At 63.1% G+C, this 13,677-nt stretch carries 10 protein-coding genes; 4 read left to right on the top strand and 6 right to left on the bottom strand.

What is annotated here, in order from left to right; genetic code table 11:
- Nucleotides 1-53 precede the first annotated feature (53 nt).
- The 5 genes from U1763_RS09800 to U1763_RS09780 all read right to left on the bottom strand — a co-directional run bounded on the left by U1763_RS09800 (nt 54) and on the right by U1763_RS09780 (nt 7,334).
- Nucleotides 54-632: an outer membrane protein gene (locus U1763_RS09800; protein ID WP_132738586.1), complete on the bottom strand. Its 579-nt coding sequence runs from the start codon at nt 630-632 to the stop codon at nt 54-56.
- Between the two features lie 447 nt (nt 633-1,079).
- Entirely contained in the window at nt 1,080-2,648 is a 1,569-nt protein-coding gene (locus tag U1763_RS09795) for a glycoside hydrolase family 43 protein (protein WP_332755068.1), read from the bottom strand.
- A 2-nt stretch (nt 2,649-2,650) separates the two neighbouring features.
- The gene (locus tag U1763_RS09790) at nt 2,651-4,318 is read right to left on the bottom strand and encodes a glycoside hydrolase family 43 protein (protein ID WP_332755067.1); all 1,668 of its coding nucleotides are present in this window, start codon (nt 4,316-4,318) and stop codon (nt 2,651-2,653) included.
- 42 nt (nt 4,319-4,360) lie between these two features.
- Complete coding sequence (locus U1763_RS09785) at nt 4,361-6,163, bottom strand: IlvD/Edd family dehydratase (RefSeq protein WP_443026908.1); 1,803 nt, start codon at nt 6,161-6,163, stop codon at nt 4,361-4,363.
- A gap of 25 nt (nt 6,164-6,188) precedes the next feature.
- Entirely contained in the window at nt 6,189-7,334 is a 1,146-nt protein-coding gene (locus tag U1763_RS09780) for an aldose epimerase family protein (protein ID WP_332755066.1), read from the bottom strand.
- 134 nt (nt 7,335-7,468) lie between these two features.
- On the opposite strand from U1763_RS09780, the gene U1763_RS09775 reads away from it, so the two are divergent.
- From U1763_RS09775 to U1763_RS09765, 3 genes are all read left to right on the top strand, one after another.
- On the top strand, nt 7,469-8,794 hold the full coding sequence (locus U1763_RS09775; RefSeq protein WP_443026907.1) for a sugar MFS transporter: 1,326 nt from the start codon (nt 7,469-7,471) through the stop codon (nt 8,792-8,794).
- A gap of 473 nt (nt 8,795-9,267) precedes the next feature.
- Nucleotides 9,268-10,674: a hypothetical protein gene (locus tag U1763_RS09770; RefSeq protein WP_332755065.1), complete on the top strand. Its 1,407-nt coding sequence runs from the start codon at nt 9,268-9,270 to the stop codon at nt 10,672-10,674.
- Nucleotides 10,675-11,175: 501 nt separating this feature from the next.
- Nucleotides 11,176-11,490 carry a hypothetical protein gene (locus U1763_RS09765; RefSeq protein WP_332755064.1) on the top strand — a complete coding sequence of 105 codons (315 nt, stop codon included), beginning with the start codon at nt 11,176-11,178 and terminating at the stop codon, nt 11,488-11,490.
- A 434-nt stretch (nt 11,491-11,924) separates the two neighbouring features.
- Here U1763_RS09765 and U1763_RS09760 read toward each other — a convergent pair whose 3' ends face one another.
- Nucleotides 11,925-13,085 carry a hypothetical protein gene (locus U1763_RS09760; RefSeq protein ID WP_332755063.1) on the bottom strand — a complete coding sequence of 387 codons (1,161 nt, stop codon included), beginning with the start codon at nt 13,083-13,085 and terminating at the stop codon, nt 11,925-11,927.
- On the opposite strand from U1763_RS09760, the gene U1763_RS09755 reads away from it, so the two are divergent.
- Nucleotides 13,075-13,506 carry a hypothetical protein gene (locus tag U1763_RS09755; protein ID WP_332755062.1) on the top strand — a complete coding sequence of 144 codons (432 nt, stop codon included), beginning with the start codon at nt 13,075-13,077 and terminating at the stop codon, nt 13,504-13,506. The two genes, U1763_RS09760 and U1763_RS09755, sit on opposite strands and share 11 nt — an antisense overlap.
- Nucleotides 13,507-13,677 lie beyond the last annotated feature (171 nt).

The raw sequence follows: 13,677 nt of genomic DNA, 5'->3' as shown, positions 1-13,677 counted from the left end.
GGTCAAATCGTCGGGGAAGGCGGGCGCGCACCGCGGGGTGCGCGCCGGTTTGGCTAGAAGCGAACGCCTACACCGCCCAGAACATTCTGACGCGAGGTATGATTATGGAAGTTTGCGTATTTATACTCTGCGCTAACGTAGAAATTGCGGACCAGTGAATATTCGATACCGCCGCCAACCTGATATCCGTCCGTGCCGTGGCGAGTTTTGAAGGCCGTCCCGCCAGCCGGATCCCCGGTGAACGTCTTGCGCTGGCTGTCGCTGACGTACCCGGCCTTGCCGAAGATCAGCAAAGCCGGCGTTGCCAGATACCCCGCCCGGACCGCGGCGCCGACTTCGCGTCGCGATCGTGTGCAGACTTCTCCTCCCAGGACGCCGGCCGCGCAGCTTTTACCCTGCGTATCCAGATAGCTGGCCTCGGGCCCGATGACGATCTTGTCGCCGATGATCCCATCCCAGCCAGCAGCGCCGCCGTAGACGAAGCGGTCGTCGTGATTGCCATGAGCTTGAAGTCGATCGACGCCAGCTTTCGCTTCAATGCGAAAGCCGCGAAACGTCGTGGACTGAGCATAGGCCGAAGACCCGCACATAATCAGTGCGATAGCACCTAAATATACTGTGTATTTGCGCATCAAGTCGTCCTTAATATTGTGTCGAATCGGATAAAATCATTCTTTTTGAAATGAAGATATGATGATTCGCGATTAGTTTCGACGAGATTGCTAACGTATATTCATAGTGAATGTAATGTACCATTTTTATGACTGTTGAATTCGTTATAGGCATGGTAGGCGTGCAGAGTACTAGTTCGGGGTTCTGATGGACCTGTGCGCCGGTTTGTGCTTTGTAGGTGGCATGACTGGCGACTGCGCGATGCTACATGCTGGAATGTTCAGCGCGGATGGTTCACGAGGCGCGCTTGCATGACGCTGCAATCCGGTTACCCGGGAACCTGTTCACGATGTTGATCGCTGCATTGCTGCATGCGCCCCGGCGAATAGGCAGCGTTACCGGACGGTGGGACTGTTTCCACGCCGCCCGCAAGATGGGGCGCTAGACGAGCGCGCGGCGACGGCCCGTCATCGGCGACCATCGAGCGCGAAAGCGTCGATGTCGAGATAGCCGCCACGGCCGGCAGGATTGTAGCAGAACAGGCTGAACTGCTGGCCCTGGAACGTGCCCGTGCGCCAGTCGAACGCAAGCGGGAAGGGCGTGCCGAGTGGCATGAAGGTCGTGCCATCGATGCTGTACGCCACCATGCCGGTGTTGCGGACGAAATCCATCTCGGTCCGCAGTGTCAGATGCGTCGTGTCGATCGTGATGGCCGGGCTCTCGCGAATGGCATGCTGGATCGTCGTCTTCGCCGGGCCTGCCCGATCCTCGATGATCTGCATCGACAGCGTCAGGCGACCAGCCGCATTGCGGCCCAGGGCGATGCCGCCGCTATATTTACCGAAGACGCCCGCTCCGCATCGATCGCCGCCCGCGATGTGCGTCGCGTCGATCGTGATCGTCGCCCGGCTCGATGGCGCCTGTCCCTTCTGAAGAAGCGTGTTGCGTGCTGTCCAGATCGAGCTGCCGGGGGCGGCGTGCAAGCGCAGGAAGCCGGGGCGATCGGTCAGCGACCATCGATCGGGGAGCGGGTTGTGGTTCCATTGCCATTGCAGGCCGAGCGTCGGCTGCGCGAAATCGTCGGCGGCAGCGGGAGTTTCGATAGGCATGCCCTGGATCGGCTTGCGGGCGATCGCGGGCACGCGGTTCGGCGCCGCGGGGGTTCCCCAGATCGGCCAGCCATCGCGCCAGTGGATCGGGCTGATGCTGGTGGTGCGGCCGACCGCGCCCGCGTCGATCATGACGAAGCCATAGTCGCTGCCGTCGGGCAAATCGACGATCGCGCCCTGATGCCCGCCGGTCGTGTCGTCGATCTGGTTGCGTGTCTTCCATGGTCCCGCCAGCGCCGTGGCGCGCGAAACCGTCAACCCGAGCCGCTGCGGTATCGCATTGAACAGGTAGTAATGATTGCCGCGTCGGACGAGCTTCGATCCCTCGGCGCCCTTGATGTAGTGGATCACGCGTCGGGCGGTGATCCGTCGCAGCGTCGGGTCGAGGCTCAGCAGCGTCTCGGTCCCGTCGGCACTGCTTGCGGTGGCAATATAGGCCGTCCCGTCAGCATCGAAGAACAACCCCGGATCGAAGGCGGACTCGCTCAGCTGGTTCATCGTCCATGGACCAGCGACGTCTTTAGCGCGGTAGATCCGCGTCGGCTCGCCGACCGGCGTTACCGCAACGTAGAACACGCCGTCGTGGTGGCGCAGGCTCGGCGCGAAGATGCCGTGGCGATAGGCGCCACCAGTCTTCAGATCATATTCCGGGCGCCCGGTCAGCGTCGCGACGACGTGCGACGCGAACCGCCAATTGACGAGATCCTTCGACGTCAGGATCGTCAGCCCCGGCACATTGGCGAAGGTGCTGGTGATGAAATAGAAATCGCCACCGACGCGGATAATGTCAGGGTCGGGATAGTCGGCGTTCAGCGGCGGGTTGGCATAGGTGCCGTCGCCGCGGTCGGATTGCCACGCCTGCGCTGCCACCACCGAGGCCGATCCGAGCAACGCGATCGCGAGCAAGCCGGTGCCCATGCCGCGCATCTTCACCGCGTCCCGGCGGCGGGGTCATAGACATAAGGGCCGACGATCGTTCCGACAAACCCACCCGCGCGCGCGGTGGTCAGCAGGTTCGCATCGAACTTCGACTTCAGCGTGCGGAGACCAGCCCGGGTCTGGTAATCGAACGTCATCTCACCGGCATCGGCACGGATCGTCAACGTGACCGGTCCCGAAAGGTCCACCGGTGAAGCGGCGACGAGCGTATCGGATTGTGCTTTGTCGCGGGCATACAGCGCGACGACGGGTTTGCCGGCAATCCGCGTCAGGCCGAAGAACAGGAACGACTCGTCGTTCTGCACAGCGGCGAGCCCGGCGCGTGCACCATCGGTCCCCGGCACGAACGTCACGCGCGTCGTGATCGTCGCGACGTGATGCTGTTGCCGGCGCCCGAGAAACGCCGGCACGCCCTGTCGATCGCCCAGCGCGGCCCGCGAGTGCAGCGTCAGTCCGCCAGTACCAAGCGTATAGAACGGCGTGGCCGGCGTGCGAATGCCGATCCATTGCATCGCCAGGCTCTTGCCGCGGAACGTATCGCTATAGCCAAAATCGCCGGTGACGGGCGTCGTCGGTCGTGGCTGTACGGGCAGGTTCGGCTTATGGGCGGCGAACGGGATCGGGGTCTTCGGCGCGAGAATATGCGGCCAGCCATTGGACCAGGTGACGGGCAACAGGAACGTCTCGCGGCCGATCGCATACCTTTCGGGCGCATAAGGACGCGTCGCGAGGAACGTCGCCCACCAGTCGCCATTCTGCGTCTGGACGAACTTGGCGTGCCCGGCCGACGTCACCGGGTTCGGTCGATCGGCGGCGAGCCCGCGCTGCGTCAGGATCGGGTTGCCGACATAGGGAGCGAACGGTCCGGTCAGGCTTTTCGACCGGAACACGACCTCGGAATGATTGTCGCCGGTGCCACCTTCGGCCGCGATCAGATAATAGAAGCCGTCGTGCTTGATGAGGTGGGGGCCCTCGATCCAGACCGGCTTGGTCGCGAGATCGACGCCGCCATTGACGATCTGCGTGCTCGGCCCGACCATCTTGCCCGCGCGCCAGTCATATTCCTGCACCCAGATCGCGCGGTGCCCGTCATAGCGCGGCGGCTCGTTCGGCGCGCGATTGTTGACGATATAGGCCTTGTCGCCTTCCCAGTAGAGCGACGGATCGATCCCCTCGAAAGGCAGCCAGATCGGGTCGGACCACGGCCCCGCCGGGTCCTTCGCGGTGATCACGAAATTGCCTTTGCATTCTACGCAGGTGTTGACGATGTAGAAGACGCCCGCGTGCCAGGAGATGTCGGGCGCGAAGACGCCTTGCGACACGGCGCGCCCGGTGAAATCGAGCTGGCTCGAGCGGGAGATCGCGTTGCCGATCTGGACCCAGCTGACCAAATCCTTCGAGTGAAAGATCGGCAGCCCCGGAAAATGCGCGAAGCTCGAATTGACGAGGTAATAGTCGTCGCCGACGCGCGTTACCGAGGGATCGGGATAATAGCCCGACAGGATAGGATTGCGGTACGCGTTCGGTGCCACAACGACGCGCTCCTGCGACCGGCCATCATAGCTGAAGCGGTCGAAGCGCGCAGTTTGCGCGGCTGCCGCCTGGGCCACAACCAGTGCTGACAGCGCCGTCACGAGGCGCGGTATGGATCGAGTCATAGGAACTCCTGGTCTGAACGGATCCGTACCGCGCGGGTGACCTCAGTGATTGTCGCGGGGCAGGCCCATGGTCTGTGCGATGCGCTGATATTTCTCGGCGCCTTCGAGGATCGCACCCGTCTCCATCTGGCCGACGGTGGCGCGCTGGATTTCCTGCCAGGGCGTCTGCGATCGGGGATACGCATAGCCGCCAGCTTCGGTGAGTGCCCGGCGACGCTCGGCGAGGTCCTCGTCGGAGATCAGGACGTTTGCCGATCCCTTGGCGAGATCAATGCGGACACGGTCGCCGGTGCGGATCAGCGCGAGGCCGCCCATTGCTGCGGCTTCGGGAGACGCGTTGAGGATCGAGGGGGAGCCCGACGTGCCTGACTGCCGGCCATCACCGATGCAGGGAAGGGCATGGACGCCTTCACGGATCAGATAGGCGGGCGGACGCATGTTCACGACCTCGGCTGCGCCCGGATAACCGATCGGGCCGGCGCCGCGCATGAACAACAACGTGTCGGTGGTGATGCCGAGCGAGGGGTCGTCGATCCGGTGGTGGTAATCCTCGGGGCCGTCGAACACGACCGCGGGGCCTTCGAACGCCTCTGGATCGGCGGGGTTCGAGAGATAGCGCGCGCGGAACTCCGGTGAGATCACGCTGGTCTTCATGATCGCGCTGTCGAACAGGTTGCCGCGCAGCACGATGAAGCCGGCATCTTCCAGCAACGGCGTGGCGAACGGACGGATGACGCGCTCGTCCTCGATCGTCGCGGTCCGGCAATTGTCGCCGATCGACTTGCCGTTCGCGGTCATCGCGTCTTCGTGGATCAGGCCCTGCTTCATCAGCTCGGCAACCACCGCAGGCACGCCGCCGGCATGATAATAGTCCTCGCCGAGATACTCGCCGGCGGGCTGCAGGTTGACCATCAGCGGCACCTTGTGGCCGTGAATCTGCCAGTCGTCGATCGGCAGGTCGACGCCGATGTGGCGTGCGATCGCGGCGAGATGGATCGGTGCGTTGGTCGAGCCGCCGATCGCCGAATTAACGACGATCGCGTTGTGGAACGCTTCCTTGGTGAGGATGTCCGAAGGCTTCAGATCTTCGGAAACCATGTCGACGATCCGCTTGCCGGTCTTGTACGCGACCTCCTGGCGGTCGCGGTACGGCGCGGGGATCGCGGCCGAGCCGGGCAGCTGCATGCCGAGCGCCTCAGCGAGGCTGTTCATCGTCGTCGCGGTGCCCATCGTGTTGCAGTAACCCGTTGATGGTGCCGACGAGGCGACGAGCTTGATGAAGCCCTCGTCGTCGATCGCGCCGGTCGCGAGCAGCTCGCGCGCCTTCCACACGATCGTCCCCGAACCGGTCCGCTCGCCCTTGTGCCAGCCGTTGAGCATCGGCCCCACCGACAGCGCGATCGCCGGGATGTTGACGGTTGCCGCCGCCATCAGGCAGGCGGGCGTGGTCTTGTCGCAGCCGATCGTCAGCACCACGCCGTCGAGCGGATAGCCGTAGAGCACCTCGACCAGCGCCAGATAGGCGAGGTTGCGGTCGAGCCCGGCGGTCGGGCGCTTGCCGGTTTCCTGGATCGGGTGGACCGGAAATTCGAGCGCGATCCCGCCGGCTTCACGAATGCCCTCACGCAGGCGTTCGGCGAGGACGAGGTGGTGGCGGTTGCACGGGCTTAGGTCGCTGCCGGTTTGCGCGATGCCGATGATCGGCTTGCCCGAGCGCAGTTCCTCCAAGGACAGCCCGAAGTTCAGATAGCGCTCGAGATAGAGCGCGGTCATGTCGATATTCTCGGGGTTGTCGAACCACGCGCGGCTTCGGAGCGGCTGGGGAAGCTTAGGCATGTCAGTCATCGGAGAGCTTTCTGGAGATCGACTATCAGCGCGCGACGGAGAGGCGGTAGATCATCGCATGGTGATAGGGTTTGCCTGGGTCGACGCGGGCGGAAATGAAACTGAGCTTGTTCGGCGCATCCGGGAATTTCTGTGGTTCGAGTGCGATGCCGTCGCCCATGCGATACAGATGGCCCTTCTTGCCGACGAACGTGCCGTCGAGGAAATTGCCGGTGTAGAACTGTACGCCGGGTTCGGTCGTGAGCACGTCGAGGACTCTTCCGGACACGGGATCCTCCAGCCGTGCGGCCAGTTCGGGTTTGGCCGTAAGGCCCTTGTCGAGCGCGAAATTGTGGTCGTAGCCATGGCCGTAGCGGATCTGCTGGTCTCGGCCGTCGCGAATACCCTCGCCGACGATCCGGCCGCTGCGGAAGTCGAATACCGTGCCTTGGACGGGTTGCAGCGCGCCGGTCGGAATCAGTTTATCGTCGACGGGTGTGATCGCCTTGGCGGGGATCGTCAGCCGGTGGCCGTTCGCGCCCATCGCCGAGCCCTCGCCGCCGAGATCGAAGATCGCATGGTTGGTCATGTTGACGATCGTCGGCGCGTCGGTCTTCGCGTCATACGCAATGCCGAGGTTGCCGGCTTCGTCGAGCGTGTAGGTGACGGTGACGTCGAGGTTGCCCGGATAGCCCGACTCGCCGTCGGGGCTGCGATGACCGAGCACGAGCGTCGCGGTCGGTCCGCTCTTCACCGACACGACCGTCCAGGCGACCTTGTCGAAGCCTTTGCCGCCGCCATGCAGCGAGTTGACCTTGTCGTTGAGCGGTAACTGGTAGGTCTTGCCGTCGAGCGTGAAGCGGCCACCGGCGATGCGGTTGGCGTAACGCCCGACCGTCACGCCGAAGAAATTGGGATGGTCGACATAGGAGGCGAGGTCGTCGTAGCCGAGCACGACATCGGCGATCTTGCCGGCGCGGTCGGGCCCCATCAACGATTGGAGCGTCGCGCCATAGGACAGGATCTTCGCGGAAACGCCGTGCGCGTTGCTGAGCGTCACCGCCTCGATCGCGGTGCCGTCCTTCAGCGTTCCGGCGGGCGAGCGCTTCGCCTCTGCCGCGTCGGCTGCGTGCGCCGAAAGCGCTGCCAGCAAGGTTGCCACGATGATCCCCGTCTTCCTGATTGCACGCATTCCGGTTCCCATCCCTGATCGCCGACGCCGTTGACGCGCCTTGTTCTGCTATATAGTCAGACAATATATTTCTGGGCAAGCCGTGCGGGAAAAGACTGTTCCAGTCACCGACATGGCGCGGAGGATGAACGAATATGGCCATGCCGATACAGCCGACACAGACGCAGACCGGCGCTGCACCCGTCACCGCGACGGGCAGCCCCAGTTACCGCTCCGCGCTGACGCTGCTCGCCAGCCTGTTCTTCATGTGGGGCTTCATCACCGTCATCAACAACACGCTGCTGCCGCACCTGCGCAGCGTGTTCGACCTCAGCTATACGCAGACGACGCTGATCGAGAGCGTCTGGTTCATCGCGTATTTCTTTGCCTCGATCCCGTCCGCCAAGCTGATCGAGCGGGTCGGCTATCAGCGCGCGATGGTGTTCGGCCTCGGCCTGATGGCGGTCGGCGCGCTGATGATGGTGCCCGCCGCGCGGTTGCCGAGTTACGGCGTGACGCTGTTCGCGCTGTTTGTGATCGCCAGCGGCATCACCTTGCTGCAGGTCGCCGCCAATCCCTATGTGGCCGTCGTCGGTCCTCCCGAGACCGCGTCGTCGCGATTGAACCTGGTGCAGGCGTTCAACTCGGCGGGCGCGACGCTCGCGCCGTTGTTTGGCGGCTATTTGATCCTGGGCCGCTCGACCTCTGGCACCGCGGTTGCTGGATCGACCGCGGTGCTGACCCCGGCCGAGCGGCTTGCCGATGCACAGTCGGTAGTGCTGCCGTATCTGATCGTCGCGGGCGTGCTGGTCGTGCTCGCGATCGTCATCGCGCGCTTCCCGCTGCCGGCGATGGGCGCATCGACGCAACGCTCGGCGAAGGCGGACCGCAAGGGCCTGTCGCTGTGGTCGCACCGTAACCTCGTGCTCGGCATCCCGGCGATCTTCATCTACCTGATCGCCGAGATCGGCGTCGCCAACCTGTTCATCAACTTCGTCAGCCAGCCGCAGATCGGCAATTTGACGCATGAACAGGCCTCGCATTACCTATTCGTCCTGTGGGGCGGGATGATGGTCGGCCGGTTGATCGGCAGCGTCGTGATGCGGACGATCCCGGCGGAGCGCGTGCTGGCGGTGGCGAGCATCGGTGCGTTCGTCGTCATGCTGATCGCGACCTTCACCACCGGCCATGTCGCGATGTGGGCGCTGATCTCGGTCGGGCTGTTCCACTCGATCATGTTCCCGACGATCTTCACGCTCGGCATCCGCGGCCTGGGACCACTGACCGAGGAAGGGTCGGGGCTGCTGATCATGGCGATCGCCGGCGGTGCGCTGGTGATCGTCCAGGGCTGGCTCGCTGACACATATGGGTTGCAGATCTCGTTCCTGCTGACCGCGGCTTGCGAACTCTACATCCTGTTCTACGCGGTGTGGGGCTCACGCGTGACCGACGCGCTGCCCGATCCCGTCACCATTCACTGATCTATCGGGGGATGCGGCGAACGCTTCGATGCGTGATTGCCGTGTCTCCGGATGCTCGGAGTAATCGTTCTAGCCGTACCCCGCGGAGCCGTACCTGGACGGTTCCGCGCGAGGCTTCGCGGTGGCGATTTTTCGGCTGTCGTATCTGCGCGGCATGATCCTGGTGTTTGTCAGGTGCCTTATCCTGGATGAACTCTCAGCGAAAATTTACCAACGGTTTACCCCGCAGCACTACTTCTCAGGTCGTGGGCCATCCTTAACCGGCGGGTAATCCGGGTCCATGGCTTGAGAAGGTTTGTTGCATGATCGCCTTGGATCACCAGGAAAATTTTGGGAATTTGGGTACAGCTGTGGAGCTGCCCGATTTCGATCGCAGGCAACTCCTCGCGTTTTTCTCGAGCGCGCCCATTCTGGCATTGGGGGGCTGTGGTGGCGGGAGCGGCGCAGCACCGGCCACAGATAGCGTGACGGTCGTGCCTGCTTCCGCCGTTGCGCCGGTCGCGACGCCGGTAGCGGTGGTGACACCAGCCCCATCAACGACTCCAGCGAGTTCATCGTCCAGCCTGTTTTCCGCGCAGTCGGCCTGGAACGCGACGCCGGTCAATCCCGTACTCGGCAGTGATACCCTGCCGAGCGCCAACCAGACCCCGTGGGTCGAGGAAGGCGCATACTCCTCCAAGATCTTCCGCGCGGTGGCCAGCGACAGTCCGATGACCGTCACCACGGACGATATCGCCAACCAGCTCGAAGCGGGCACCGTGACGATCCCCCGGTTTCCCGCAGCGACCATGCCGGCGACGGGGCAGGATGGCCATTGTGAGATCCTGGACACGATCGACGGTACGCTTCACAGCTTTTACCAATTGCGTAAGACAGCCGGTAGTTGGCACGCGGGCAAGTACGCGCGGTCATCGTGGCAGGGCAGCGGCTGGGGCACGGTCGCCAATCCGGACAATGTGCGCGCGGCTGGTTGCTCGACGGCCGGTGGCCTGTTGCTCGCGTCCGAACTTGGTCTCGACATCGTGCCCCACGCGCTTGCGATCGGGATGGACAAGAACGCCTTCATGCCAGGACCGATCTGGCCGGCGACCCTCGAGGATTATACCGGGGGAACCACCTATAAGGGTGTGGCGGGGCAGCGTTTCCCGATGGGGGCGCTTCTCATGCTCCCAGCCAGTTTCGACGTCGACAAGCTGGGCCTCGCGGAATCGAGGGCGATCGCGCGGACGTTGAAGAAATATGGCGGGTATATCGTCGACGCGACGGTCGGGTCGATGAACATCTACGCCGAGACCGGCAGCGGCTGGAACAAGAGCATGGTCGACGGCAAATACACCGCCGCGTTCAGTCCCGACATGCAGGCGATCAAGGCCGCGATGCGCCAGGTCGTGTCGCAGAGCGGCTATCTGGACCGAGATGGCACGCCGTTCACGTCGACCCCGTTCCGCGCGATGAACCTGCTGTCGATGCGCGGTCTTTGGCAGAGCTATAATGGCTCGAAGGTGTTCGGCCGGTACGATGCGGCGGCCGACCTCTTCCAAGCCGAGGCGACCGCCGACGCCCGCACCATTCGACAGATTCTCTACACGCACGACGACAACGATCCCGACCGCTTCAAATGGAAGAAGCAGAGCTGGAACCTCAATCCAGAGCCGGGTGCGAAATACAGCGTTCGCGCGATCGGTGACGGTGACATCATGGCGACGCTCAGCGTGAAGAAGAGCGACTACAAAGCCAATTACGGCACGACCGGAAAGCTGGCACCCGGACAGTCGGCGACGTTCACATGGCCTACCGATTCGGGCACCGTTACCGAAATCTATCTCGACAAGCCCGCCGGTGCCGCGGCCAACATCCGGCTCGAATTGGTCAAAGCCTGAGCGAAATTCGGCGGGCTGCAGGGGAGGGCGGTGACATCCAGCGCCTGACGGTTGCAGCGTAGCCGCGCCCGCCGCTTCACTTTCCGGGAACGGGAATCGGCAGGGTTTCCAGTCCTCCAGATTTCGGACTGTCTGGGCGGGCGTCTAAGTCGTCTGCATCCATGACATCGGGGTGACGCAAGGCATCGCTTTATCCGTAGCGCTCGCGGAGGGGACGGGTGGCGAACGAGACTGGCCAAGCGGGCTTCGGCGTCGTCGTCATCCTGGTAAGTTGCGCTGTGAAGCCGAAAAAAAAGTTTGATATGTGTTACATAGGCTGAAGAAGCCGTTTCAGAGCGGAGTCGGTATGGTGCCGTTAACCCGGCGGCGTGCATGGAAGCACGACCCGGCGGCGCGTAACCTGACGACGGTGCCTTCTTTGGGACAATTTACTACCACGAGGAATCACGGATGGGTCTGTTGCGTGCTATCTGTTCGATAGCGATTATCATATCCGCGTTGGTGGGCTACCGGCTGTACAGTAGCGGCGTTTCGATCTGGACGCTGGTCCCGCTGATGGTCGGCGTTGCTGCCCTGCTCGCGGTCGTACCCTTCGTCGCAAATACACGCCCACGGCGGACCCGCGTGATGAACGCGTGTTTGGTTTTTGCCGTCGGGGGTGGCGTTTCGTCCGTTCTCGCAATCGCGTCGCATCTGACGGCGACCAGCGTCCTGTCAGCGGTATTTCCGCTGTTCGGGCTCGCCTTGTCGGGCTGGGCATACCGGACCCGGGGTCGCTATCGCGTCGCGCGGTATGCAAACTATTACCAGGAATAGTCGGTCCAGATGAGGATCGCAGACTGTCCGATATGTCGGGAGGCCAGTGGAAACTGGCCAAGGTCTGCAGACCCGCGTCATCGCGAGATTGGCGCATCGAAGTGCGGCCGGTACACCTGATACAGTTCGGTGCCGACGCCACGTCAGCGAGAGACGCCGTGGCACTAATCTCGCTCGGGTCAATTCAGGGTGCCCTGCCAAGCCGGAACGGGATATGCCGTGCAGGTCGCGGCGAACTGTATTCAATCGTGCTCGTCACACGTGTTCGCCGCGACAATGCGTCAAAATGGGACCCGCGGGGGATTGATTACCGCATGGGGCAGTGGCAAATTACACCAATCGCAGCGGGTTGAGCTTTCCCAAGACGCCTCCCCGCTGCGGTGTCACCCTTATTAGCTCGTCCTTGGTCGCTGCGTCGTCCCCGGCCGCTTGAGCTAGGCCTTGACCAGTTCCAACCGGATGCTTGCCGTTGCACCGGCGGGCTTGTCGACGAAGATTTCGGTCACGGTCGCCGGATCGGTCGGCCAGGTGAACGCCACGGAACCACCGGGCGCAAGCTTTGTGGTCGCCGCATATCGTTTGAAACTCTTGGCGTTGACCGCGAGCGTGGCCGTTATGTCGCCCGCGCCGATCGCTTTCACGAGATACCGCACGCCGGGTTCGGGGTTGAGGTTCCAGCTTTGTTTCTTGTACCCGAACCGGTCGGCCTCATCATGTGTGCTCAATACCTGGCGGACGGTGCGCGACTCGGCGGTCGCCTCGGCCTGGAACAGATCGGTCGCCGCATCATACTTACCGAACGACTTCGACCCGTTATAGCTCTGCCACGGCCCGCGCATCGACAAGAGGTTCATCGAGCGGAACGGCGTGGGCGTGTAGGGCTTGCCGTCGCGATCGAGGAAACCGTCTTGCGCCAATAGCTGGCGCAATCCCGCCTTGATCGCCTGCATGTCGGGACTGAACGCAGCCGTGTACTTGCCGTTGACGTAGCTCTTGTTCCAACCGCTGCCGATCTCCGCGTAGAAGTTGAGCGAACCGACCGTCGCGTCGACGATATACCCGCCGTATTTTTTGAGAGTCCGGGCGATCGCCCTCGATTCCGGCAGGCCGAGTTTATCGACGTCGAAACTAGCGGGCAGCATCAACAGCCTGCCCATCGGGAAGCGTTGCCCCGGCACGCCCTTGTACGTGGTCGCGCCGGTATAGTCCTGGAGCGTTGCCGGCCAGACCGGCCCCGACAGGAACGCGTTTTTATCCATGCCGATCGCCAAGGCGTGCGGCACGATATCCAGTCCCAGTTCGGACGCGAGCAGAAGGCCGCCGGCCGTCGAGCAGCCAGCCGCGCGCACATTGTCTGGATTGGCCACCGTGCCCCAGCCACTTCCCTGCGCGGACGTACGGGCATACTTCCCCGCGCGCCATGTCCCCGCGGTCCGACGCAGTTGGTAAAAGCTGTGCAGCGTACCGTCGACCGGGTCCAGGATCTCGCAATGGCCATCCTGACCGGTCGCCGGCATGGTCGCTGCGGGAAACCGCGGGATCGTCACCGCACCGGCCTGAAGCTGGTTGGCGATGTCGTCCGCAATGACGGTCATCGGGCTATCGTTTGCCGCGGCGCGGAAGATCTTGGACGAGTATGCGCTCTCTTCGATCCAGGGAACCTGCTTCGCGGTCGGCAGGGTGTTGTTGCCGAGCCGGGGTTTGATCGGCGTCGAGTTCCACGGAGATTGCGCAGAAAACAAGCTGGGCGTTGTGCTCGTCTTCGAGGTCGTGGACGCTGCCACTGTCTTTGCCGCCGTTGCCGACACCGCGTTCTGTGTGGCGGGCGAACCGGTCACGACCGTTATGCCGTCCGTTGCGGAGGCTGCGCCCGTTGCAGGCGTTGCGTCGCTACCGCTACCGCTACCGGCCGACCATGCAAGAGCGGGGACGCTGGAGAGAAAGGCAAGTATGAGTCTGCGGTCCACATCGGGCAGATTTGCTGCGGTGCCCGAATCGTCAAAAACTTTGTCGTGATCCACACCGATCATGAAACGAACCTTCTCTTGCCAGAGGCCTGGATTTCTCGCGGACGACGTGAATGGCCCGTAGGCTTCGGGTAGGTGCTGGCGGGTTAACCCTCGGTAAATAAATGCAATAGCCGAGAGATCCGGCTTCAGTCTTGGACGCTGGCAAGTGTTTTGCGAA

This window comes from Sphingomonas sorbitolis (assembly GCF_036663875.1).
Lineage (GTDB): Bacteria > Pseudomonadota > Alphaproteobacteria > Sphingomonadales > Sphingomonadaceae > Sphingomonas.
Note: the sequence above shows the minus strand (reverse complement) of the source record. Positions and strands in the feature narration are given on the sequence as shown.

Excerpts from the sequence above, each read along its gene's own strand:
- U1763_RS09800 (WP_132738586.1), bottom strand. The coding sequence starts at position 632 with ATGCGCAAATACACAGTATATTTAGGTGCTATCGCACTGATTATGTGC.
- U1763_RS09795 (WP_332755068.1), bottom strand. The coding sequence starts at position 2,648 with ATGCGCGGCATGGGCACCGGCTTGCTCGCGATCGCGTTGCTCGGATCG.
- U1763_RS09790 (WP_332755067.1), bottom strand. The coding sequence starts at position 4,318 with ATGACTCGATCCATACCGCGCCTCGTGACGGCGCTGTCAGCACTGGTT.
- U1763_RS09785 (WP_443026908.1), bottom strand. The coding sequence starts at position 6,163 with ATGACTGACATGCCTAAGCTTCCCCAGCCGCTCCGAAGCCGCGCGTGG.
- U1763_RS09780 (WP_332755066.1), bottom strand. The coding sequence starts at position 7,334 with ATGCGTGCAATCAGGAAGACGGGGATCATCGTGGCAACCTTGCTGGCA.
- U1763_RS09775 (WP_443026907.1), top strand. The coding sequence starts at position 7,469 with ATGGCCATGCCGATACAGCCGACACAGACGCAGACCGGCGCTGCACCC.
- U1763_RS09755 (WP_332755062.1), top strand. The coding sequence starts at position 13,075 with ATGACGGTCATCGGGCTATCGTTTGCCGCGGCGCGGAAGATCTTGGAC.
- U1763_RS09760 (WP_332755063.1), bottom strand. The coding sequence starts at position 13,085 with ATGACCGTCATTGCGGACGACATCGCCAACCAGCTTCAGGCCGGTGCG.